This is a genomic window from Neorhizobium sp. T25_27, from assembly GCF_002968565.1.
GTDB lineage: Bacteria > Pseudomonadota > Alphaproteobacteria > Rhizobiales > Rhizobiaceae > Neorhizobium > Neorhizobium tomejilense.
On the sequence record NZ_PVBJ01000002.1, the window covers coordinates 571,258 to 594,371 of the forward strand.

19 protein-coding genes, 1 tRNA gene and 1 riboswitch are annotated in these 23,114 nt (G+C 60.5%); of the genes, 6 read left to right on the forward strand and 14 right to left on the reverse strand.

Features of this window, described 5'->3' with window-relative positions; translation table 11 throughout:
• Positions 1-19: 19 nt before the first annotated feature.
• Positions 20-98, reverse strand: a riboswitch (SAM riboswitch).
• A 74-nt stretch (positions 99-172) separates the two neighbouring features.
• From C5J24_RS09650 to C5J24_RS09660, 3 genes are all read left to right on the forward strand, one after another.
• Complete coding sequence (locus C5J24_RS09650; RefSeq protein WP_172717201.1) at positions 173-1,267, forward strand: 2'-deoxycytidine 5'-triphosphate deaminase; 1,095 nt, start codon at positions 173-175, stop codon at positions 1,265-1,267.
• A 53-nt stretch (positions 1,268-1,320) separates the two neighbouring features.
• Positions 1,321-1,394, forward strand: a tRNA-Gly gene (locus C5J24_RS09655).
• Between the two features lie 154 nt (positions 1,395-1,548).
• Complete coding sequence (locus C5J24_RS09660) at positions 1,549-2,958, forward strand: aspartate aminotransferase family protein (protein WP_105417482.1); 1,410 nt, start codon at positions 1,549-1,551, stop codon at positions 2,956-2,958.
• 97 nt (positions 2,959-3,055) lie between these two features.
• Here the strand turns inward: C5J24_RS09660 and C5J24_RS09665 are convergent, their stop codons facing one another.
• The 9 genes from C5J24_RS09665 to C5J24_RS09705 form a co-directional block, all read right to left on the reverse strand.
• Positions 3,056-4,786: an ABC transporter substrate-binding protein gene (locus tag C5J24_RS09665; protein WP_105404051.1), complete on the reverse strand. Its 1,731-nt coding sequence runs from the start codon at positions 4,784-4,786 to the stop codon at positions 3,056-3,058.
• Positions 4,787-4,861: 75 nt separating this feature from the next.
• Positions 4,862-5,143, reverse strand: coding sequence for a DUF2160 domain-containing protein (locus C5J24_RS09670; RefSeq protein ID WP_046603202.1), 282 nt, complete (start codon positions 5,141-5,143; stop codon positions 4,862-4,864).
• A 16-nt stretch (positions 5,144-5,159) separates the two neighbouring features.
• Complete coding sequence (locus tag C5J24_RS09675; RefSeq protein WP_105417484.1) at positions 5,160-5,987, reverse strand: carbohydrate ABC transporter permease; 828 nt, start codon at positions 5,985-5,987, stop codon at positions 5,160-5,162.
• A 16-nt stretch (positions 5,988-6,003) separates the two neighbouring features.
• The gene (locus C5J24_RS09680; protein WP_046610946.1) at positions 6,004-6,870 is read right to left on the reverse strand and encodes a carbohydrate ABC transporter permease; all 867 of its coding nucleotides are present in this window, start codon (positions 6,868-6,870) and stop codon (positions 6,004-6,006) included.
• A 3-nt stretch (positions 6,871-6,873) separates the two neighbouring features.
• Positions 6,874-7,944: an ABC transporter ATP-binding protein gene (locus C5J24_RS09685; protein WP_037087140.1), complete on the reverse strand. Its 1,071-nt coding sequence runs from the start codon at positions 7,942-7,944 to the stop codon at positions 6,874-6,876.
• 11 nt (positions 7,945-7,955) lie between these two features.
• The gene (locus tag C5J24_RS09690) at positions 7,956-9,026 is read right to left on the reverse strand and encodes an ABC transporter ATP-binding protein (RefSeq protein ID WP_105417486.1); all 1,071 of its coding nucleotides are present in this window, start codon (positions 9,024-9,026) and stop codon (positions 7,956-7,958) included.
• 40 nt (positions 9,027-9,066) lie between these two features.
• Positions 9,067-10,581 carry a glycerol-3-phosphate dehydrogenase gene (gene glpD, locus C5J24_RS09695; RefSeq protein WP_105417488.1) on the reverse strand — a complete coding sequence of 505 codons (1,515 nt, stop codon included), beginning with the start codon at positions 10,579-10,581 and terminating at the stop codon, positions 9,067-9,069.
• A gap of 101 nt (positions 10,582-10,682) precedes the next feature.
• A complete protein-coding gene (locus C5J24_RS09700; protein ID WP_105417490.1) occupies positions 10,683-11,465 on the reverse strand; it encodes a DeoR/GlpR family DNA-binding transcription regulator in 783 nt (260 codons plus the stop codon).
• Positions 11,466-11,568: 103 nt separating this feature from the next.
• On the reverse strand, positions 11,569-12,447 hold the full coding sequence (locus C5J24_RS09705) for an aldo/keto reductase family oxidoreductase (protein WP_105417492.1): 879 nt from the start codon (positions 12,445-12,447) through the stop codon (positions 11,569-11,571).
• Positions 12,448-12,542: 95 nt separating this feature from the next.
• On the opposite strand from C5J24_RS09705, the gene C5J24_RS09710 reads away from it, so the two are divergent.
• The 3 genes from C5J24_RS09710 (at position 12,543) to C5J24_RS09720 (ending at position 16,548) form a co-directional block, all read left to right on the forward strand.
• On the forward strand, positions 12,543-13,448 hold the full coding sequence (locus C5J24_RS09710) for a LysR family transcriptional regulator (protein ID WP_105417494.1): 906 nt from the start codon (positions 12,543-12,545) through the stop codon (positions 13,446-13,448).
• A 136-nt stretch (positions 13,449-13,584) separates the two neighbouring features.
• A complete protein-coding gene (locus C5J24_RS09715; protein WP_105417496.1) occupies positions 13,585-14,160 on the forward strand; it encodes a cysteine hydrolase family protein in 576 nt (191 codons plus the stop codon).
• Between the two features lie 264 nt (positions 14,161-14,424).
• Complete coding sequence (locus tag C5J24_RS09720) at positions 14,425-16,548, forward strand: EAL domain-containing protein (protein ID WP_105417498.1); 2,124 nt, start codon at positions 14,425-14,427, stop codon at positions 16,546-16,548.
• A gap of 22 nt (positions 16,549-16,570) precedes the next feature.
• Here C5J24_RS09720 and C5J24_RS09725 read toward each other — a convergent pair whose 3' ends face one another.
• From C5J24_RS09725 to C5J24_RS09745, 5 genes are all read right to left on the reverse strand, one after another.
• On the reverse strand, positions 16,571-18,193 hold the full coding sequence (locus tag C5J24_RS09725; protein ID WP_105417500.1) for a PAS domain-containing sensor histidine kinase: 1,623 nt from the start codon (positions 18,191-18,193) through the stop codon (positions 16,571-16,573).
• 227 nt (positions 18,194-18,420) lie between these two features.
• Complete coding sequence (locus tag C5J24_RS09730; RefSeq protein ID WP_245446600.1) at positions 18,421-19,110, reverse strand: hypothetical protein; 690 nt, start codon at positions 19,108-19,110, stop codon at positions 18,421-18,423.
• Between the two features lie 357 nt (positions 19,111-19,467).
• Positions 19,468-19,905 carry a hypothetical protein gene (locus C5J24_RS09735; protein ID WP_105404061.1) on the reverse strand — a complete coding sequence of 146 codons (438 nt, stop codon included), beginning with the start codon at positions 19,903-19,905 and terminating at the stop codon, positions 19,468-19,470.
• 207 nt (positions 19,906-20,112) lie between these two features.
• Positions 20,113-21,681 (reverse strand): SpoVR family protein, encoded by a 1,569-nt coding sequence (locus C5J24_RS09740; protein ID WP_105417502.1) that lies wholly within the window; start codon positions 21,679-21,681, stop codon positions 20,113-20,115.
• A complete protein-coding gene (locus tag C5J24_RS09745) occupies positions 21,678-22,955 on the reverse strand; it encodes a YeaH/YhbH family protein (RefSeq protein WP_105417504.1) in 1,278 nt (425 codons plus the stop codon). The genes C5J24_RS09740 and C5J24_RS09745 overlap by 4 nt, the downstream gene beginning before the upstream one ends.
• Positions 22,956-23,114 lie beyond the last annotated feature (159 nt).

Consider the following 23,114-nt stretch of genomic DNA (forward strand, 5'->3'; position numbering starts at 1 on the left):
AACCGGTCGCATAAGCAGACCGGTTTCGCACCCGGTCTTTTTAGCCACTTATTTAACGTGGCTGCAAGCCGACCGGCCAAATCACCACGGGATAAGATTGGCATAGCGCCGCGCCCCGCTTGCGTCAATGGCTCGCATTTGGTTTTGTCGCGTCGAAAACTTTAAGAGAGACATGATGGCTCGCGAAACAGGAATCTTGGCGGACCGCGCGATCGCGGCGCTTTTCGACAGTGGACGGCTGATTTCCGAGCGGGAGCTCGACCTGGATCAGGTTCAGCCCGCCAGCCTCGACCTGCGCCTAGGCGCCAAGGCATTCCGCGTCCGCGCGAGCTTCATGCCCGGTCCGACGAGCCTGGTCTCCGACAAGCTCGATCGGCTGAAGCTGCACGTGATCGACCTCTCCGAAGCCGCGGTGCTGGAAACCGGCTGCGTCTATATCGTGCCGCTGATGGAACGGCTCGACCTGCCGGCCAATATGTCTGCCTCCGCCAATCCGAAAAGCTCCACCGGCCGGCTCGATATCTTTACCCGCGTCATCACCGACTACGCGCAGGAATTTGACAAGATCCCGGCCGGCTACTCCGGTCCACTCTACCTGGAAATTTCGCCGCGTACTTTCCCGATCGTGGTGCGCCGCGGTTCGCGCCTGTCGCAGATCCGTTTCCGCGTCGGCAACGCGCTGCTTGGTGAGCCGGATCTCCTGCAGCTCCACAACGACGAAACCCTAGTCGCCTCCGCCAAGCCGAATGTCTCGGGTGGCGGCATCGCCCTGTCGATCGATCTTTCCGGCGACAGCGTCGGCCTGATTGGCTATCGCGGCAAACACCACACGGCCGTCGTCGATGTCGACAAGAAGGCGCAGCACGACATCTTCGATTTCTGGGAGCCGCTTTACAGCCGCGGCCGCAACGAACTAATCCTCGATCCCGATGAGTTCTACATCCTTGTATCGCGCGAGGCGGTGCATGTCCCGCCGCTCTATGCCGCCGAGATGACGCCCTTCGATCCCTTGGTCGGCGAGTTCCGCGTCCATTATGCCGGTTTCTTCGATCCCGGCTTCGGTCATGAGGCGGCCGGAGGCCGTGGCAGCCGGGCGGTGCTCGAAGTGCGCAGCCACGAGGTGCCATTCATCCTAGAAGACGGCCAGATCGTCGGCCGCCTGGTCTACGAACATATGCTGGAAAAACCCGAAGGCATGTACGGCGCAGGCCTCGGCTCGAACTATCAGGCACAGGGCCTGAAGCTCTCGAAGCATTTTCGCGTCTGACACCACCTCCGGCTTGACAGTCGATGCCGTCTGTTGGAAATCTGCAGACCGACGCGGGTGTAGCTCAATGGTAGAGCAGCAGCTTCCCAAGCTGAATACGAGGGTTCGATTCCCTTCACCCGCTCCACTTTCCCGCCACACGCACCAGCTGCCTTTCAGCCCAAAGGGCCATTTATCGCCCCATCAGTCGATGACGGGACTGCGAGGTTAGGGGAATTGCGCATCGTGTGGTAGCTTGGCGCAGATAGCTGCCCAGTCCCGACGACACGGAGGTAGGGTCCATGGCTGAGGGCATAGACGCACTTTTCGCGCAGGCGGCGCATCTGGCCGCCGGGTTTCGCCAGACAGATCCTCAGCTCCACCGGCCGCAACTGCAATACCAGGAATGTCTGGCGACGCTCGTCGAAGATCTCCAGGAGGAGACGCTTGCGATGGAGGACGTCCTTCAACATCTCGTGGAAAAGGCCGAGCCGGGTCTCCATCGCATGACGGGCCCGCGTTTTTTCGGCTGGGTGATCGGCGGCTCACATCCGATGGGCGTGGCGGCAGACTTCCTGACAAGCGCCTGGGGACAGAATGCCGGTAATCACACCGCGTCCCCTGCCGCCGCGTCTTTCGAGAAGGTGGCAGCCACCTGGCTCCTGGACGTTCTGGGCCTGCCTGCTCAATCTTCCGTGGGTTTCGTCACGGGAGCGACGGTGGCAAATTTCAGCTGCCTGGCCGCCGCGAGAGGCGAGGTGCTTCACCGTGCTGGCTGGAACGTCGATGCAGACGGGCTATTCGGTGCGCCGCCGATCACCGTTGTCGTTGGTGACGATGCCCACACCACCGTTTTCTCAGCCTTGCAGTTCCTGGGACTTGGGCATGATCGCGTCGTCCGGGTCGCCACAGACGGACAGGGGCGTATTCTTGCCGGGCATTTCGAGGGGGTGGTCAACAAGGCGGCTGGTCCAACAATCGCCATCCTTCAGGCCGGGCAGATCAACACCGGAGCTTTCGATCCGTTCGCGGAACTTATCCCGGTCGCGAGGAGCAGGGATGCCTGGGTGCATGTGGACGGCGCATTCGGTTTATGGGCCAAAGCTTCGCCGTTGACACGGCATCTTTGTCCTGGAGTGGAGTTGGCGGATAGCTGGGCCACCGATGGCCATAAGTGGCTTCAGACCCCCTATGACAGCGGCTATGCGATTGTAAGGGACGAAGTCGCCCACCGGCGCGCCATGACGATCGCTGCCAGCTACCTCCCCATCGCGGCGGAAGGGGAGCGGGACCCGTCACACTACGTGCCGGAGCTTTCGAGGCGAGCACGCGGCTTCGCGACCTGGGCAATGATGAAGCACCTCGGCCGAAACGGCATCGCCCGTCTCGTCGAAGGTTGCTGTTCCGCCGCGCGGATCATTGCCGAACATCTGTCGTGCGAGCCGGGGATCGAGATCCTGAACGACGTCGACCTCAATCAGGTGATCTGCCGCTTCGGCTCGGATCTCTCGACCACCGATGCCGACGAGGTGACGAGAAGAACCATTGCGCGGTTGCAGCGCGAGGGAACGATCTTCGTGACCGGAGCCAGGTGGAGAGGGATGGATGTCATGCGGATTTCCGTAAGCAACTACCGGACCGACGCGAGCACGGCGAAGCTGGCCGCGGAGACGGTGTCGGCTGCGTTCCGGAAGGAACGGTTGGGCAGCTGAGCTGCGGCAGGCCGTCCATCCAGGTTCAAGCGGCCCCGGCGACAGGGACCTTGCAGTCGGTGGCCGCCGGGCGCGTTGAGCGCCCGGCGAACCGGCTTTACTTCTTGGTGTCAGCCCAGCTCTTTACGAGCTCGTCGTAGTTGACGGTGACGGGCTTTTCCTTCTCGTTGGCGACCTTGAGCTGGGGAGCGAGGTTGCCCTTGGCGACCGCCTCCTTGTTCCAGTATGCGAGGTCGTGTTCCTCGGCGAGCTTCGGACCCATGTCACCCTGGACCTTGGCGCGTTCCAGGCGCTGCAGGACCTTTTCCTGCTCGGCGCAAAGGGAGTCCATGGCGGCCTGGGCCGTCTTGGCGCCCGAGGACGCGTCGCCGATCGCCTGCCACCAGAGCTGCGCGAGCTTCGGGTAGTCAGGCACGTTCGTGCCGGTCGGCGACCACTGGACGCGGGCCGGTGAACGATAGAACTCGATCAGGCCGCCGAGCTTCGGCGCGCGGTCCGTGAAGCTCTTGTGCCGGATGGTGCTCTCGCGGATCAAGGTGAGGCCGACATGGCTCTTCTTGACGTCCACGGTCTTCGAGGTGACGAACTGGGCATAGAGCCAGGCCGCCTTGGCGCGGTTGGTGGGCGTGGACTTCATCAGCGTCCAGGAGCCGACGTCCTGATAGCCGAGCTTCATGCCGTCTTTCCAGTAGACCCCGTGCGGAGACGGAGCGAAACGCCATTTCGGCGTGCCGTCCTGGTTCATGACAGGCAGGCCTGCCTTCACCATGTCGGCGGTGAAAGCCGTGTACATGAACATCTGCTGGGCGATTTCGCCCTGAGCCGGCACGGGTCCGGACTCCGAGAAGGTCATGCCCTGGGCGGCGGCCGGCGCATAGGCCTTCATCCAGTCGAGATATTTCTGGATGGAGTAGACGGCCGCCGGGCCGTTGGTATCGCCGCCGCGTGCGACGCAGGAGCCGACCGGCTGCGACTTTTCGTTGACCTTGATGCCCCATTCGTCGACAGGCAGGCCGTTCGGAAGGCCCTTGTCGCCGTTGCCGGCCATGGAGAGCCACGCGTCGGTGAAGCGCCAGCCGAGCGAAGGATCCTTCTTGCCGTAGTCCATGTGACCATAGACCTTCTTGCCGCCCACGTCGCGGCCGGTGAAGAACTCGGCAATATCCTCATAGGCCGACCAGTTGACCGGCACGCCGAGCTCGTAGCCATACTTGGCCTTGAAATCGGCCTTGTTCTTGGCGTCGTTGAACCAGTCGTAGCGGAACCAGTAGAGGTTGGCGAACTGCTGGTCCGGCAGCTGGTAGAGCTTCTTGTCCGGTGCGGTCGTGAACTTCAGGCCGATGAAATCCTGAAGATCGAGGCCGGGGTTGGTGACGTCCTTGCCTTCACCCGCCATCCAGTCGGTGAGCGAGCGGGCCTGCTGGTAACGCCAATGGGTGCCGATCAGGTCGGAATCGTTGACATAACCGTCATAGATGTTCTCGCCGGATTGCATCTGGGTCTGCAGTTTTTCAACCACGTCGCCTTCACCGATCAGGTCGTGGGTGACCTTGATGCCGGTGATTGCGGTGAAGGCCGGAGCCAGCACCTTCGATTCGTATTCATGCGTGGTGATTGTTTCGGAGACGACCTTGATGTCCAGGCCGGCAAGCGGTTTTGCCGCATCGACGAACCATTGCATCTCCTTTTCCTGTTCGGCGCGGGAAAGCGTCGAGAGTTCGCCGACTTCCTTGTCGAGGAACTGCTTTGCCTCCTCGGTGCCGGCATAGGCGGAGCCGGTCAGAGCCAGCAGCACCGCTGCCGTCGTTGTCATAAGATGCCGTCGCATTTTATCCTCCCAGAGTTTTGCGATTGCAATTTCGTACCGAGTGGCGGTTCTCCCGCCACTTTTTCAGCTTGCCTTTCAGACGAAGCGGAAGACGCCGATTGCGTAGACCACTGCCAGGGCAAGAGCCCACCACAGGTTGGGACCGATAAGCCCCAACCATGCGAGATGAATGAATGCCGCGCCGAGCAGCGAGATGAAGAGCCGGTCTCCGCGCGTCGTTTCGAAGCGCAGGATGCCGACCCTGGGCGAACCGCCGGGCGCGAAATATTCCCAGATGCTCATGCCGATGAGCAGGGCGAGGATCGTCAGAAAGAACAGGGCCGTCGGCAGTGTCCAGGCCATCCATGAAAAGCTCATGCGTGGTTCCTCCTTGTCAGACCCGGCCGAGGGCAAAGCCCTTGGCGATGTAGTTTCGAACGAAATAGATGACGAGTGCGCCGGGAACGATGGTCAGCACGCCGGCGGCTGCCAGCACGCCCCAGTCCATGCCCGACGCCGAAACGGTGCGCGTCATGATGGCGGAAATGGGCTTGGCGGCCGTGGTCGTCAGCGTCCGGGCAAGCAGCAGTTCCACCCAGGAAAACATGAAGCAGAAGAAGGCCGCGACACCGATGCCGGAGGCGATCAGCGGCATGAAGATCTTCACGAAGAACCGCGGGAAGGAATAGCCGTCGATATAGGCGGTCTCGTCGATTTCCTTCGGTACGCCCGACATGAAGCCCTCCAGGATCCAGACAGCAAGCGGCACGTTGAACAGGCAATGGGCGAGGGCGACCGCGATATGCGTGTCGATGAGACCGAAGGCGGAATAGAGCTGGAAGAAGGGCAGGGCGAAGACGGCGGGCGGCGCCATCCGGTTGGTGAGCAGCCAGAAGAACAGATGTTTGTCACCGAGGAACCGATAGCGCGAGAAGGCATAGGCAGCCGGCAATGCCGCCAGAACCGAGATCGTGGTGTTCAGGGCCACATAGATGATCGAATTGATATAGCCGTTGTACCAGGAAGGGTCCGTGAAGATGACCATGTAGTTCCTGAGCGTCGGGTTCTGCGGCCAGAGCGAGAAGGCTCCGGTGATCTCGGAATTCTCCTTGAAGCTCATGTTGACGAGCCAGTAGATCGGCAGCAGCAGGAAGATGATGTAGATCGTCGAGACCAGCCAGGAGAGATTGCCTGCAGGCTTGTATTTGGTTGTCCTTGCCATGGTTCTTCTCCCTCCTTCAATTGTCTGCATCGCTGCTGGTCATCACGGTGTAGAAGATCCATGACAGCAGCAGGATGATCAGGAAGTAGACGATCGACATGGCGGCGGCCGGACCGAGGTCGAACTGGCCGACCGCTGTCTTGACGAGATCGATCGACAGGAAGGTCGTGGAATTTCCCGGGCCCCCGCCAGTGACCACGAAAGGCTCGGTATAGATCATGAAACTATCCATGAAGCGCAGCAGGACGGCGATAAGCAGCACCCGCTTCATCTTCGGCAGCTGGATGTAGCGGAACACCGACCACCTTGATGCCCCATCGATCTTCGCCGCCTGATAATAGGCGTCCGGAATGGAGACGAGGCCGGCGTAGCACAACAGCACGACGAGGCTCGTCCAGTGCCACACATCCATGACGACGACGGTGATCCAGGCGTCCAGAGGATCGCGCACATAGTTGTAGTCGATGCCGAGCGCCGCCAGCGTGTGGCCGAGCAGGCCGATATCGACACGCCCGAAGACCTGCCAGATCGTGCCGACGACATTCCACGGAATGAGAAGCGGAAGGGCCATCAGCACCAGGCAGACCGGCACGCCGATGCCCTTCTTGGGCATGTTCAGCGCGATGAAGATGCCGAGCGGAATCTCAATCGCAAGGATGATGAAGGAGAAAAGCAGATTGCGCTGCAGGGCTTCCCAGAAGCGGGCCGAATGCAGGATATCGTCGAACCAGTCGGTGCCGGCCCAGAAGAAGGCGTTGTTGCCGAACGTATCCTGGACCGAATAGTTCACCACGGTCATCAGCGGAATGGCCGCCGAGAAGGCAACCAGCAGGAGCACGGGAAGCACCAGAAACCAGGCTTTGTTGTTCCACGTCTTTTCCATGGTTCAGGCCTCCCTGCCAACGCGCCACGAATTGGCATAGATATTCAGCGCAACGGGGTCGAAGGTGACGCGAGGCTCTGCCGGAACCTCCGCATCCTCGGAAACGACAATCGCAATCGATTGTCCCCCAAGGCTTGCGCGAACGATCCGGCGTCGGCCGATGTCTTCGATGCGCGTCACCGTGACAGGCATGCCCTCCCGGCCGATGCGGATGAATTCCGGCCGGATGCCCAGCTCGATCCGGCCACCCGCATCGAGCTTCGGCGCATAATCGAGGGCGATCGTCTCGGCTCCGAGCTTGATAGTGCTCCCATGGATCTCGGCGGGTATCACGTTCATGCCGGGGGAGCCGATGAAATAACCGACGAATGTATGGCTGGGCCTCTCGAAGAGTTCGGCCGGCGTTCCGATCTGGACGATCTCCCCATCGTACATGACGACGACCTTGTCGGCGAAGGTGAGCGCTTCTGTCTGGTCATGGGTCACATAGACCATGGTGAAGCCGAATTGCTTGTGGAAGCGCTTCAGCTGGGAGCGGAGCACCCATTTCATATGCGGATCGATGACCGTCAGGGGCTCATCGAAGAGGATCGCGTTGACGTCGTTGCGGACGAGACCTCTCCCGAGCGAGATCTTCTGTTTCTGATCGGCCGTGAGCCGCTGGGCCTTGCGGTTCGACCAGTCGGAGAGATCGATGATCTCCAGCATCTCGCGGACGCGGCGATCGACATCCGGTTCCGCAATGCCTCTGTTGCGCAAGGGAAATGCCAGATTGTCGTAGACCGTCATCGTGTCGTAGATGACCGGAAACTGGAAAACCTGGGCAATGTTGCGTTCCTGCGTGGAAAGATTGGTGACGTCTTTTCCATCGAAGAGGATACGCCCGTGGGACGGCTGCAACAGGCCGGAAATGATGTTCAGCAAGGTGGTCTTGCCGCAGCCGGAAGGGCCGAGCAGGGCATAGGCGCCGCCATCGGCCCATTCGTGGTCCACCTCACGCAGCGCATAGGCGGCGTCGGATTTCGGGTTGGGACCGTAGGCGTGGCGGATGTGATCGAGCGTGATGCGTGCCATGTTCGCCGTCCTCAAGCCGCCGCCGCGATGGCGCGGCCGTCTGTTCCAAAAGCCATCAGATGGCGGGTATCCAGAAAAAGCTCGATTTCGGTATCCGGATCGATGTCGTGGATGCCGGGTGCCAGCATGACCCAGCGCACACCGTTGTAGTGCATATGCACGAAGCTTTCGGAGCCCGTGATTTCCGAAATCTGCGTCTGGGCCTTCACCCTTGCAGCATTGCCGGTCTGTGCCGCGAGCCCCAGGTGATGGGGGTGGAAGGCGATGGTTACCGGGCCATCCGGCACGCCGGACAGATGCGGCGGCACCGCGAGGCTGTCTGCTTGCTGGTATCGGAACGAGCCGCCGGACTTGACCACCTCGATGAAGTTGAGCGGGGGATCGGCAAATGTCTTGGCGGTCACCAGGTCAGCCGGACGACGGTAGACCTCGATCGTCGGCCCGAATTGCGTGACCCGTCCTTCGGAGAGCGTTGCCGTATTGCCGCCAAGCAACAAGGCTTCGGATGGTTCGGTCGTCGCGTAAACGAAGATGGCGCCGGACTGCGCAAAGATCTTCGGCAATTCCTCGCGCAGTTCCTCGCGAAGCTTGTAGTCGAGATTGGCGAGCGGCTCGTCCATCAGCACCAGGCTCGCATTCTTGACGAGTGCGCGGGCGAGCGCCGTACGCTGCTGCTGCCCGCCGGAAAGGTTGAGAGGCGTCCGATCGAGATAGGGAGACAATCTCAGCAAGTCCGCAGCACGGCGGACTTCCCGGTCGATGGTCTTCGCATCCTTGCCTGCAATCCGCATCGGCGAAGCGATGTTTTCGTAGACGGTCAGAGCCGGGTAGTTGATGAACTGCTGGTAGACCATAGCGACGTTGCGTTTTTGCACCGCGACGCCGGTGACGTCGGCACCGTCGAAATACACGGAGCCGCTGGTGGGACGGTCAAGTCCAGCCATCAGTCGCATGATCGAAGTCTTGCCCGAGAGCGTCGGGCCGAGCAATACGTTCAGCGAGCCGCGATCGAATGCAAGATTGGTCGGATGAATATGATACTCACCCCCCACCATCTTGGCGACGTTACGCATTTCCAGCATTCGAGTTCCCGTGCCTCCTCACATCAGGAACACATGTCGCTTATCCGGCCATTTTTGCCGGTATAGCGGCCATGTACTCCTCCAGATATTGTCTTTCCGTCTCGCTCAACCGCAGACCGTCCTTGGTTCTCCGCCACAACACGTCCTCCGCGCTCATGGCCCATTCACGGTCGACAAGGTATTTCACTTCAGCCTCGTAGAGATCGCCGCCGAAATGGTGGCCAAGGTCCTGCATCTTGGCGGCGCCGTCGAGGATCACCGCTGCGCGGGTTCCATACCGGCGCACCAGCCGCCGCGCATGCCGTTCCTCCAGAAACGGATAGCGGGCTTTCACCTTTACCACTTCTTCCTCGTAACCCTGCGCAGGAAAATCGCCGCCGGGCAGATGGCTCTTCGCCGTCCAGGAATGGCCTTTTGCTCCGATCGCTTCGGCGATCTTCTCCAGCGCATGTTCCGAAAGACGGCGATAGGTAGTCAGCTTGCCGCCGAAGACGTTAAGCAGAGGTGCGCCCTGAGTGACGTCGACCTTCAGCACATAATCGCGCGTTGCTTCCTGCGCCTTTGAAGCGCCGTCGTCAAAAAGCGGGCGAACCGCCGAATAGGTCCAGACGATGTCGGCCGGTCGCACCGGCTCCCGAAAATACTCGCTCGCGGCATTGCAGAGATAGGTCGTCTCCTCCTCGGAGATTTTCACATCTTTCGGATTGCCGGAATAGTCCCGGTCGGTCGTGCCGATAAGCGTGAAGTCGTTCTCGTAAGGAATTGCGAAAATGATGCGATTGTCCCGGTTCTGAAAAAAGTAGGCGCGGGATCCCTCGAATTTCCTCTTCACGACGATATGGCTGCCCTGGACGAGGCGCACATGGCGGGCGTCATTGTTGCCGAGTGCCTCGCGGATCACCTGGTCCACCCAGGGGCCTGCGGCATTCACCAGCATGCGGGCCTGATAGGTCTCGGTCTTGCCGGTGCGGGTATCGCACGTGCCGATCGTCCAAACACCGTTCTCCCGGCGGGCGGCAACCACCCGGGTACGCGGCAGGATCAAGGCGCCGCGATCGGCGGCATCCCGAGCGTTCAGCACGACCATCCGCGCGTCGTCGACCCAGCCGTCGGAATATTCGAATGCCTTGGTGAAAAGCGGCTTCAAAGGCTTTCCTGCCGGGTCGCTGCGCATGTCGAGGACCGCAGTCGGCGGGAGCAGCTTTCGGCCACCGAGATGATCGTAGAGAAACAGGCCGAGGCGGATCAGCCATGCGGGGCGAACCCCTCCCTTGTGGTAGGGCAGGACGAAACGCATCGGCCAGATGATGTGCGGTGCCATGGCCCAGAGGGTTTCGCGCTCCATCAGCGATTCCCGCACGAGCCTGAATTCGTAGTGCTCGAGATAACGCAGGCCGCCGTGGATGAGTTTGGTGGCACCGGAGGAGGTGCCCGAGGCAAAATCGTCCATCTCCGCGAGTGCGACCGAATAACCCCGTCCGGCCGCATCGCGTGCGATGCCGCAGCCGTTGATGCCGCCGCCGATCACGAAGATATCGTGGATTTTTTGACCCATTATTTCCCTCGCTGATCCGAAACGGCAGCAAGCCCCCAGGCATTGTGAACTTAAAATGGATTAAATCGAAAATATTCCGAATGTCAAACGAAACTGAAGGGCTAATGAACTTCAGCGTTCGTCTCGGAAGTCTCCACCAGCGCGACGCCGTTCTGCAGACAGATTTCCCGGATCGAAGGAGACGCGCAGTGGTCGGTGATAAAGGTCTGGACCTGGGAGATCTGGCCGATACGCACGGGGGCGGTGCGCTCGAATTTCGTCGAGTCGGCAACCAGGATCACGTGCCTGGCATTGGCGATGATCGCCTGGGCAACTTTCACTTCGCGAAAGTCATAATCGAGAAGAGCCCCATCCGGGTCGATCGCCGAAACGCCGATGATCGCGTAGTCGACCTTGAACTGGCGGATGAAATCGACCGCGGCTTCACCCACGATGCCACCGTCCGATTGACGAACGACGCCACCGGCAATAACCACCTCGATTTCGTCGAGAAGTCGTAACCGATTGGCAACGTTTATATTATTGGTAATCACCATGAGTTCCCGGTGATTGACGAGTGCCTCGCTGACGGCTTCGGTGGTGGTGCCGATGTTGATGAGAAGCGAGGCGTTGTCCGGAATGAGGTTGGCAGCAGCGACCCCGATCGCCTGTTTTTCCGCGGCGGCGATCTGCCTGCGCGCGTCATACCGGACATTCTCGTTGCTGCGGGGAAGAGTGGCGCCGCCATGGATCCGCGTGAGAATTTGCTTGTCGCACAGATCATTCAGATCTTTGCGGATCGTTTGCGAGGTTACCGAGAACGTCGTCGCCAGGTCGTCGACGAGCACCCGCCCCGCCGACTTCGCAAGTTCGACGATCTTCGTCTGGCGGTCCGTGATGAACACTTCACCCCTCCGTTCGCTTTTCTTTCACTTTTAGCGAAAGCGCGCGTAAAGGCAAATGCCGTGCGTCAATTTTCGACGCGCGATGGGGAGCATCCCGGAATGTTCAGGCGGAGCGGATGCCGGCGACACCCTCCAGCTCGGCCATCACGGTGTCCGACAGCTGCAGTTCCGCTGCGGCGAGGTTTTCACGCAGGTGGCCCACGGACGAGGTTCCCGGAATGAGGAGAATGTTCGGTGCGCGGCGCAGCAGCCAAGCAAGTGCGACCTGCATCGGCGTGGCGCCGAGGCGCTGGGCAACGTCCGACAGGACCGACGACTGCAGCGGGCTGAAGCCGCCGAGCGGGAAGAATGGCACGTAGGCGATGCCATCGCGGGCGAGATCGTCGATCATGGCGTCGTCTTGCCGGTGAGCGAGATTGTACTGGTTCTGCGCGCAGACGATCTTGGCGATGCCCTGACCTTCGGCAACCTGTGCCGGCGTGACGTTGCTGAGCCCGATATGCCGGACCAGGCCCTTGCGCTGCAGCTCCGCCAGAACCGTCAGGGGCTCTTCGATCGAGCCTTCGGCCGGGCCGTGGACATCGAACATGATGCGCAGATTGACGACGTCCATGGCGTCGAGACCAAGATTGCGAAGGTTGTCGTGGACGGCCTGTGTCAGCTGCTCGGCAGAGAACGCCGGGTTCCATGAACCGTCGGTCCCGCGCATGGCGCCGATCTTGGTCACGATCACCAGATCGTCCGGGTACGGATGAATCGCTTCGCGGATGATCTGGTTGGTCACGTGCGGGCCGTAAAAATCGCTGGTGTCGATATGATTGACCCCAGCCTCGACCGCCTCGCGCAGGACTGCGATTGCCGCATCGCGGTCCTTCGGCGGGCCGAACACACCCTTGCCCGCAAGCTGCATGGCGCCGTAGCCGAGCCGTCTCACGTTGCGGTCGCCGAGAATAAATGTACCCGCTTGGTCTATGTTCGACATGGGATATCTCCTTTTCAAGATGACGTGGATATAGAACTTGAGAGACCGCACGAAAATTGGGTACAGTCGGCACAGGCTGTGCGGAATTTCGAACAATGAAGATCGATCTGAGTGATCTGAATGCCTTTGTGGCAGTGGCGCGCGCCGGCGGGTTCCGCGAGGGTGCGCGGACCACAGGCGGCAGCGCATCAGGATTGAGCGAGGCGGTACGGCGTGTCGAGGCGCAACTCGGAGTCAGGCTTCTCAATCGCACGACACGCAGCGTGGTGCCGACGGAAGCAGGCGCCGGTCTGCTGGATCGGTTGACCCCTGCGCTCGCGGAGGTGGACGCGGCACTCGACGTGGTCAACAGGTTTCGCGACAAACCTGCGGGCGTTCTCCGTCTCAATGTACCGGTCAGCGCCGCGCGGCTGGTGCTCCCGGCGATCGTCCCGCGGTTCCTCGCGGCCTATCCCGACATCAGGCTCGAAATCGTCGCTGATGACAGCTTCGTCGACGTGCTGGCTGCGGGATGCGATGCCGGCATCCGTTATGACGAGCGGCTGGAGCAGGACATGATCGCGGTGCCGATCGGTCCGCGCTTGCAGCGCTTCGCGGCCGCGGCATCCCCCGCATACCTCGATCGCCATGGCCGTCCCGATCATCCGCGCGACCTGCTTGGCCACGCCTGCATTCGCGGGCGTTTCACAAGCGGGGCGATGATGCTCTGGGAATTCGAGCGGGATGGCGAGGTGGTGCGGATCGATCCGACGGGGCCGCTGATCGTGCAGGTAGGTGCAGCAACCGATCTTGCCGTCGAAGCAGCGATTGCCGGCACCGGCATCATGTTGCTGTTCGAGGACTGGTTGCGGCCCCATCTCGACAACGGCTCGCTCGAACCCGTGCTTGAGCCATGGTGGCCGCAATTTTCCGGCCCATTTCTCTATTACCCCGGCCGGCGGCTCGTACCGGCGCCGCTGCGGGCCTTCATCGATTTCGTCAAGGCGTCCAACCAATCATGAGAGCGTGACGCCGCCCTCGTGTTCGACCGAGGGGCGTCCCTCATGTCGGATGTCCGTTAGCTGCAGCCCGCCTTCTGCCGGTCCCGGCTGGAACCACGTTCCCGATGGGGCGTTCAGGAGCAGCGCGGAGCATGACATGGCTGGCAACTGGATTCATCTTTGCATCGACATGCAGCGGATCTTCGCTGAAGACACTCCTTGGCACGTCCCCTGGATGCGCCAGGTATCGCCATCGATCGAGGAGATTTCCGGCCGCCACCCGGAGAAGACGATCTTTACGAGGTTCGTCACGCCGTCGCGGCCCGAAGCGATGGAGGGCATGTGGCGGGTGTATTATGAAAAGTGGAGGATGATGACGCGAGAGCATCTCGATCCAGGCCTCGTCGATCTGATCCCGCCCTTGAAAGCGCTTGTCCCTCCTGCACGCATCTTCGACAAGATGACGTATTCTCCCTGGGTGAGCGGAGGGCTGCATGGAATGCTCTTGAAGGAGGGTATCGAAACCGTGGTCCTGACCGGCGGTGAGACCGACGTTTGCGTCCTCTCCACAGCGCTTGGCGCCATCGATCTCGGATACCATGTGATCGTGCTGAGGGATGCCGTCTGCAGCGGAGCGGATGACACACATGACGCGTCGCTCGAACTTTTGGGAGACCGCTTCTCGGTTCAGCTCCACCTCGCGACGACCGAAGAATTCCTGCGAGAACTCTAGAAAGCCCGCCCGCTCGGCGGAAGCACCAGCCTGCCCGATTTCCGAGCTAAAAGCCCGGTTTAACCCCGTGAAATAAAGCACTCCGCGCGACCCTGCTCCATTTTGCTGCTCCGGGTTTGGAGGTCCCTGCCGACATATTAACGAGTCGTTGACTACGTGCTTTAGCGATTTTTAATATTCGCATATGCTAGTGGATGCGAGCAGCGCAATGCGGACATGACGTCTTCTGCAGCCTTGGGCAAAACAATAACGCAGGGATCCGCCATGCTCGCACGCCGACCGAAGGAGAGCCGTGAAGGCTACTCCGTTTTCATCGCCACCTCGCTACTCCTTCTTGTCGCCATGATCCTGGGTGGGATAGGTGCTCACGTGGTCGATCGCATGCGCAGTTCCGCAAACGCGCTGGACGACAACAGAGCCATTCTGGCGGCAGAGGCGGCGGTCTCCTCGTTCAAGGAAAAACTTGCCGCGACCGTGCGGGACAATGCCGTCTGGGATGATGCCTACAAGGCGATAACCCAAGGGGATCGCGAGGGTTGGGTCTATGAGAATTGGGGCAAGACCAGCGAGGACTACGCGCTCTATGACGGGATAGTGCTGACCGCGCCAGCAGGCGGCAAGAGCATCGCCTATCTCAAGGCCGATATAATAGACCCGACCGAATATCTCGGTTCCAAGTTTACGGGGCAGACGGAAGCCGCCGCTCGGCCTGGCATCGACCCCATCGTCAATTTTTTCAGAAACGGCGATGATATCATTGCTGTGGCTTCGGAAGCGGTCCAGCCGTTCGGGTCGCAGGTACAGGATCAAACCTTCTATGTTCTCAGCTTCTTCAAGACCCTGACGTCTGAAGTCGTGGCCCAGATGGCCAAGGAACATCAGCTCCCGGAACTCCACATAACTGACCGTCCGGCGGGCGATCTTCTGAATTCCCCGCTCATGGATGTGGATGGAATTGAAGTCGCGCGTTTGGCTTGGCCAAGTGCCGCTCCGGGAAACACGATTTTTGACGAGGCGCGCCCCTTTATCGCCGCGGCGGTCGCAATCCTGGGAGTTTATCTGGTTGGCGTTCTGTTTGCAGGCTTGTCAGAAACGCGGCGGCTGAAGAGCCTGGCGGATCGCGCCCAGCACGAAGCAACGCATGACAGCCTCAGCGGTCTCTTGAACAGGCTCGGCCTGATCGAAGGACTGGACCGGTTGATGCAGGCCGACAAGAGCCAGGTGCTGGTTTTGCACCTTATCGATCTCGACGGGTTCAAGGCAGTCAACGATGCCTGGGGGCACGCGATTGGGGATCAACTGATCAGGCTGGTGGCGGAAGCCCTGCGCGACATCCATGGAGACGTATTCGGTGTTGCCCGGTTGGGCGGTGATGAATTCGCTCTGGTTCAGCGCGGCTCCGCGAACCTCGCCGAATTTGACAATCAAGTTCTCGAACGTCTCAAAAGGCCGTTTCTCATCGAAGGCCGCACGATCGAAATTGGCGCAAGCATCGGCGTCGCCTGCCGTGACGACGCAGGGAATGCGCACGAACTTCTTCGCCGGGCGGATATGGCCCTTTATGAAGCGAAGGAAATGGGCAGGGGATGCGCCGTCACCTATCATCCGGATCTTGACCGCCAGCGCGAGAAGATCGCGGGCTTGGAAAGCGACCTTCGGCGCGCCCTCCAGAACGACGAGATCCAGCCGGTTTTCCAGCCGCTGGCTTCGGCGGCCTCGGGCGAGATCACGGGCGTGGAGGCTCTGGCAAGGTGGAGACGCGCCGAAGGAGCAATCGGCCCGGACGCGTTCATACCTCTGGCGGAGAAATGCGGATTGATCGATATCCTCGGCCTCCAGATGCTTCGGAAGTCCATCGTGGCATCCCGGGCATGGTCTCCGCTCTCCCTGTCGGTCAATGTTTCTCCGATCCAGCTATGCAACCCCAATTTCGCCGGGGATGTGCTCACCGTCTTGAGAGAGGAAGGTTTTGATCCTTCGCGGCTGACATTGGAGATCACCGAAGCGGTGCTGATGTCCAATCCTGAACAGGCACGACGCTCCATCACCGCCCTGAAATTGGCAGGCATCCGTTTTGCTCTCGATGATTTTGGCGCCGGTTATGCCAGTATCGGCACGCTTCGTGAGTTCGGCTTCGACCGGATGAAGATCGACCGGTCTCTCGTTCAAGCCATAGATGACGGCAGCACCGGCCGGAACGTCCTGACGGCCACGATCTCCTTGGCCCAGGCCCTCGGGATTCCTGTCACGGCCGAAGGCATAGAATCCGCCGATCAAGCGGACGTCCTCCGAATTGCCGGTTGCGATCAGCTGCAAGGCTTTCTGGTGGGCAGACCCATGGGGCGAGACGAGCTTGCGTCCTGGTTAGCGTCATCGATCGCCGCCTGAGGGTTCTTGTGACAGCGCCGGCCTAAGCCGAATGCTGTTGTCTGACCTCGTCGAACGGCAGCTCCACCGTGAAGGTCGTACCCTTGCCCAGAAGGCTCTGGACTGAGATCGAGCCGCCGTGCAACTCCACAATTTCCTTGACGATATTGAGACCGATCCCCGTTCCCGCGATACCGGTGGCGCTGCGGGCGCGAAAGTAGGGTTCGAACAGCTTCGGCAGGTCGTCGGCATCCATGCCGATGCCGGAATCGCTGACGCTGACCAGAACCCGCTGGCCGTCCCTCCATCCGCTGACGCTGATTCTGGAACCGGCAGGCGAATATTTCACTGCGTTTGACAACAGGTTGGAAAAGACCCGCTCTATTGCGGCCCCGTCGATCATCTGCAGAGCTGGAAGCGCTTCCAGATCATGGCCGATCGTATGGCTCTTGCTGATTTCCGCCCGGCTTGCGATGCAATGGCGCAGAATCGCGCTGAGCGAACCGGCTTCCTTGTTGATCGCAATGGTCCCCGTCTCCAGCCGTCCGGCGGCGAGGATGCTTTCCATCAGCTCGACCATGCGGGCGACGGCGCCCTTGATCTGCAGAGCCTTGCCTTCCAGGAACTGGGGAGTTGCAGCCGCCTTCGTGCGCGTCAGCCGCTGAGCCGCTCCGTCGATCACGGCCAGAGGTGTCCTGAACTCGTGCGAGATCATCCCCACGAAGCGGCGCTGCAGCGCATTAATGCCCCGTTCATGCTGGAGAAGGCGATCCAGTTCGACGTTCTTCTCCTGCACTTCCGCGGTCCTCGCCAGAACGATCTTTTCGAGTTCGTCCCGATGCTGGCGCAATCTGCGCTCGCTGGACTGAAGAGCTTTGAGGGCAAGCTGGCGGTCGTGCACGTCCTCGAGGAGGCCATACCAGCGGATGACCTTGCCGTCGCCGTCGAGCCGGGGAGCAGCACGGTTCCGATACCACCGATACCGCCCTTTCGTTGTCCCGATCCTGTAGATCATGTCGAACGGCACGCCGGTGTGGACCGCGGATCCCCATTTGGCAATCACTTCAGGCAGGTCCGCCGGGTGCAGGGTCTTCTCCCACCCGCGTCCTAGCGCCTCGCCGACCTCCCGTCCGGAGGCATTCTGCCAACCCGGACCGACTTCGATGACGTTTCCTTCTGCGTCGGCCAACCACGGTGTTTGGGGATGCAGTTCAACGAGCGAGCGATAGTGTTCCTCACTGGCCCGCAGGACCTGTTCTGCGTGACGGAGTTTGGTGATGTCGGAAATGACGACAACGACAACCGGTTTCTTTCCGCCGGGCACTGGTACGAAAGACCGCCGCTTGTGCGTGAAAAGCGTCCGGGTCGAACCATCCGGCCCGGTGAGCTCTTCCTCGAACCGCCGTTCCTCGCCGGTGGCCAGCACTCCCGCATCCACCTTCTGGATTCGATCGGCTTCGTCCGCAGGCAAGAAGTCGTGGTCCGTGTGGCCAAGCACGTCTTCGAGGTTCACGCCGAACATCTCGCATGCCTTGCTGTTGAGGAACAGGAAACGCGACTCTCCATCCTTGATGATCGTAGGTCCTGGAGCGTCCTCGAACAGGTCTTCCAGAAGTTCGCGGTGAGGCGTTTGCAGATCAGGTTCGATGGCGGAGCAATGGTTCATTGGCAGGCGTCCAGTTACTCGCGTAAATTGATCGATGCCTAATGTACATTCAGAGCGTTACCGAATGCTGAAACCGGACGGTGCTGCCTTACGCGGCAAGGCGCTTCTATCAGCAGGTCGGCGAGGGCCATTTCTTCAGCGCGCCTGACGGAAATTTCGTGGCCGCATCACGGTATGCGGCCGCTTATCAAGGCGTGCCCGGTGACCGCTGCGGGCATGCCGGGCAATTACTCCTCGACCCAGTAGGAGGTCGTATTCTCGATGACTTTCTTGATTTTGCGATTGTCTCTCCACTCTCGTCCGGTGTCACGGATGACCGGTTTCTGCTGGGGAGAGAATATGTAGTTCCTGTGCGGCGCCGCCAACCGTTCAAGCTCTGCGTTGACGCCGGAATAGAATTGTTTTTCCGGATCCCGAGAAGGGTCCATCAGGCTTGAAGCCTGCCGGGCGAACGAGCCCCGAAGAATGGAGGGGGAGGTAGTGAATTTCGGAAAAGTCCTGAACAGCGGGATTTTTATACCGAGGAACCGCGCATATTCGTTCCTCTCGTGAAGATGGCCGTGCTTGGCGATATTCCAGTTCTGATCGGCCGTGTGAAAGGAAACCTGCATCACGCCCGGATCTGAAAACGGGCCGAAAATCTCCTCGCCGAGGTCGGTCAGCGCAACCCAGTCATCCTCGATGTGGAACACATAGTCGGAACGCGTATTGGCCCACAGACGCTGGACCGCGGCGCCAAAACCCGGCTCGCGCGGTCTGAAGAAGGAGGCTGACGGCAGATAGTTGCCGACCACGCGCAGGCACTCGGCTTCATCCTCTTCCGTGCCGAAGATCGGATCTATGTTTACGAGGACATTTGAGAAGGAAAAATGGGCAAAGCATCGCTTGGAGAAACTTTCCAATGTCTGCTCGAGCAAGCCCGGCCTTCTGCCGGCAACGATACACAAATCCATACTAAAATTCGCCACGCGGCATATCTCCGGAAAACCCGGAACTCCGTATAGAGTTTCTTTCGCCCAGATACCATAGTGCCCGCGAGGTCACCCCCGGCGTCGAGACATGCTGTCCCGTGACCGTGCACAAAGACGCTTGATCGGAGCCATCCGAAATCGACGGCACACGCACGCCGCCGGGGAGGGGCCTGGCCCCGCCTCGACCTTCGGAACACAACTCGGCTCACGGCCGCCTCCCGCAATGGCAAGCGGCAACGCCGAGACGTCGGGCAACTGCTCCGGCAGGGGACACGCCGATTGCGTCCCATCAACCGATACGGGCTACCTTCTGAAGAAGGAAGCCAGGTATGCAAGGGTGCCACTGGATCTGCGGGTGGCTATCGAACGCACCTGATGGGCGACTGTACTTGCGCTCACATGGGCTCCGAAGTGGCAGAAGCAGACCAGTTTGTGGAGCTGTCGGTCGGACAATTCAAAAAAACGTCTGGCTTCCCCATAGGTGTCGTCGCGCATCCCCGCTGCGCGCAGGATCGGATCGCCGAAGGCGACGGCAATCGCCGTCCCGTCGCCACGCATGGCGGCCCTTATTTCATCCGGCTGATATTCGGTTTCCCGAAATGTCGAAAGGGATCGATCGGGGTTGAGCTCAAGAATCTCGGCCCACCGCTCGAGCCGCTCGCTGCTGGACATCTGGAAGTCGGGATAGCTGCGATTTATCCTGGCGATAGTCCTCAGCTGGTCGACTGCACGTTGCTCCATTACGGCCTCCTATTTGAACAAAATAGATGCCCGTCGCCCAATCTGTAATGTGATCCAGACCGCTTTTGATGTCCAATCACGATTGGCCACCGGCAGGAGCTCCGGTCTTTCCTGTAATCAAAATTGATGAGCGGGAATCAACGTCGCCTTTGCGTCCCGCCGCGCCTGGAGTTGCCGGATCGGCAGAGACCTGCTCAGGCGCCGTCCTCAGGCGAAAAGGTCACCCTTCTGAAGGATCTCGCGGGGATGGGCGGAATGTTCCTTCACCACCGTCTCGCTGCTGTCGATTTCCTGCAGCATGACGTCGTAGCCCCAGAGATCCGCCAGATGCTGCAGAACCTGTCGGGTTTCGCTGTCTTCGAGAACCCAGTCGTTCGGCGCCCGGTGCTGCAGGAGAAGGCGACGGTCCCCGGCGAGATCGACATCGATGATGTCGATCCTCGGATCGGTCCAGCCGATATCGTATTCGCGCGCCAGCTGGCGGCGAACGCGTTTGTAGCCCCGCTCGTCGTGGATCGCCGAAACCAGTATCCCTTCGCTCATCTGCGGATCGTCGTAGAGCTGGAAAAGGCGCCACTTGCGGATCAGGTGCGGGCTCAGGAACTGGCTGATGAAGCTCTCGTCGCGGTAGTCCGCCCAGATGCCGCGCAGGACCTGCATCGGATCTCCGCGGCCGGCGATATCCGGGAACCATTCGCGGTCCTCATCGGTCGGCTTCGTCACGATCCGCTCGATATCCTGCATCATCGCAAAGCCGATGGCATAGGGGTTGAAGCCGGAGAAACGCCGGTCGTCATAGGTCGGCTGGAATACGACATTGGTGTGGGATTTCAGGAACTCGAAATAGTTCCCGTCGCTGATCTGCCCACGGTCGTGCAACCTTTCCATGATCTGGTAATGGACATAGGTCGCAGTCCCCTCGTTCATCACCTTGGTCTGGCGCTGCGGGTGGAAATATTGCGCCACGTGGCGGACGATGCGGAGGATTTCCCTTTGCCACGGCTGTAGCCGGGGCGACGACTTTTCGAGGAAATAGAGCAGATTGTCCTGCGGCAGGCCGAGCGCCGCACGCCGTCTTTCGAAATCGACGTCGGCCGCATCGCGCTTGCGGCCCGTTGGCACCGTGCGCCAGAGGTCGTTGAACATCTGCTCTTCATGGGCGCGCCGTTCCAGCTGGCGTTTTTCCTCCTGACGCAGGTCGAGCCGCGTCTTGCCCGCATAACGGTGCACGCCATGCGACATCAGCGCGTGGGCGGCATCGAGGGTCCGTTCGACCGCCGTTTCGCCGTAACGTTCTTCGCAGCGGGCGATGTAGCCCTTGGCGAAATCGAGATAGTCGAGAATGCCCTCGGCATCCGTCCAGAGCTTGAAGAGATAGTTGTTCTTGAAGAAATGGTTATGACCGAAGGCCGCATGGGCGATCACCAGGGTCTGCATCGTCGCGGTGTTCTCCTCCATCAGGTAGGAGATGCAGGGCGACGAATTGATGACGATCTCATAGGCGAGATCCCGCATGCCGCGGCGGTAGAAGGCCTCGTGATGGGCGAAATGTTTCCCAAACGACCAGTGCCGGTAAAACAGCGGCATGCCGGTCGATGAATAGGCGTCCAGCATCTGCTCGGCGGTGATCACCTCGATCTGGTTCGGGTAGACATCGAGCCCAAGTTCGCCGATCGCGATCTCCTCGCAGGCATCGTGGATGCGCTGCAGGGTGGTGAAATCCCAGTCGGCGCCGTCGAAGAGCAGTCGATTCTTCTGCATAGCCGCCTGGGTCATGGCACCGCCTTCGTTGGTGTCGAACGCTTCTGGAAGAGGTCGTGGAAGACCGGAAAGATCTCGTTCTTGCGGCAGACCTTGCGCATCGCAAGAGTTGCCGAGCTCGATCGGATGCTTTCATAAAGGCGCCAGAGGGGCGAATTGGAGGCGAGGGAATCCCCACCCTCCTCATCGACTTCGATATAGGCGAAATACTGGCAGAGCGGCAGGATCTCGTGTCTCAGCAGATGGCCGGTCGGAGCTTCGTCCCGGTAGGAGTTGTCGCCATCCGACGCCTGCGCAGCGTAGATGTTCCATTCGGTGGGATCGAAGCGTGCGGCGATGATGGAGCGCATCGCCACAAGCGCGCTCGATACCAGCGTGCCGCCGGTCGCCTGGCCGTAGAAGAAGGTCTCCTCGTCGACCTCCTCGGCCTTCTCGGTGTGGCGGACGAAGACGATTTCCACCTTCTCGTAACGCTGCGAAAGAAACAGATAGAGCAGCAGGTAGAAGCGCTTGGCCAGATCCTTCATATGTTCCGACATCGATCCGGAGACGTCCATCAGGCAGAACATCACCGCCTTCGCAACCGGCTTCGGTTCGTTGTCGAAGCGGCGGTAGCGCACGTCGAGCGGATCGACATAGGGAATGCGCCGGATCCTGTCGGTCAGCGACTTGAGTTCCGCCTCCAGCGCAAGGCGGGTCTCATCATCCTCGCTTTCCTCGATCTGGCGTTGCAGCGCCTCGATCTCGGCAGGCTTGGGGCGTTTGAGAGCGATGCGCCGCATCATGGCGAGCCGCGTCGTCCGGTCGATGGAGAGATTGGAAGGGGAGCCGGAAATGGAGTAGCCGGCGCGAACCGGGCTCATCTCCTCGGTCTCGCTCAGCCGCCGCTTGGCGAGTTCGGGCAGTTCGAGGTCATCCAGAAACACCGAGAGGAATTCCTCGCGCGTCAGCACGAAGCGGAAGCCGTCTTCACCGTCGCCCTGGCCGGCCTCCTTGGGCCTGCCGGCACCCTGACCCGGCGGGCGGGGAATGATATCGCCTTCGACGAACGCCCGGTTGCCGGGCAGGACATGATCCGTAATCCCGCCTTCGGCTCGGCGGAAGCTCGGCTCGCCCATGCCGCCGATCGGGAGGCTGACTTCGCCGCCATCCAGTACATCACGGATGCTGCGGCTTTGCAGGGATCGCCTGACTGCCTGCTGCACGGCCTCCTTCGCGCGCCGCAGAAACCGCTGCCGATTTTCCAAACTTTTACCGCGCGGGTTCAGCCGCCGGTCGATGATGTGCATGTTGGCTCCTGCATGAGCATTAGGGTCTGTACTCAACTAGGTTTCGGACGCCGCACAACCCAGTATGCCACAATCCTACGTCCTGTCGTCACACACAATGATGGAGATGGAATCCACCTTTGTGTGTCTAAGGAACTGAACGGTTTTCCTGCATGCTGC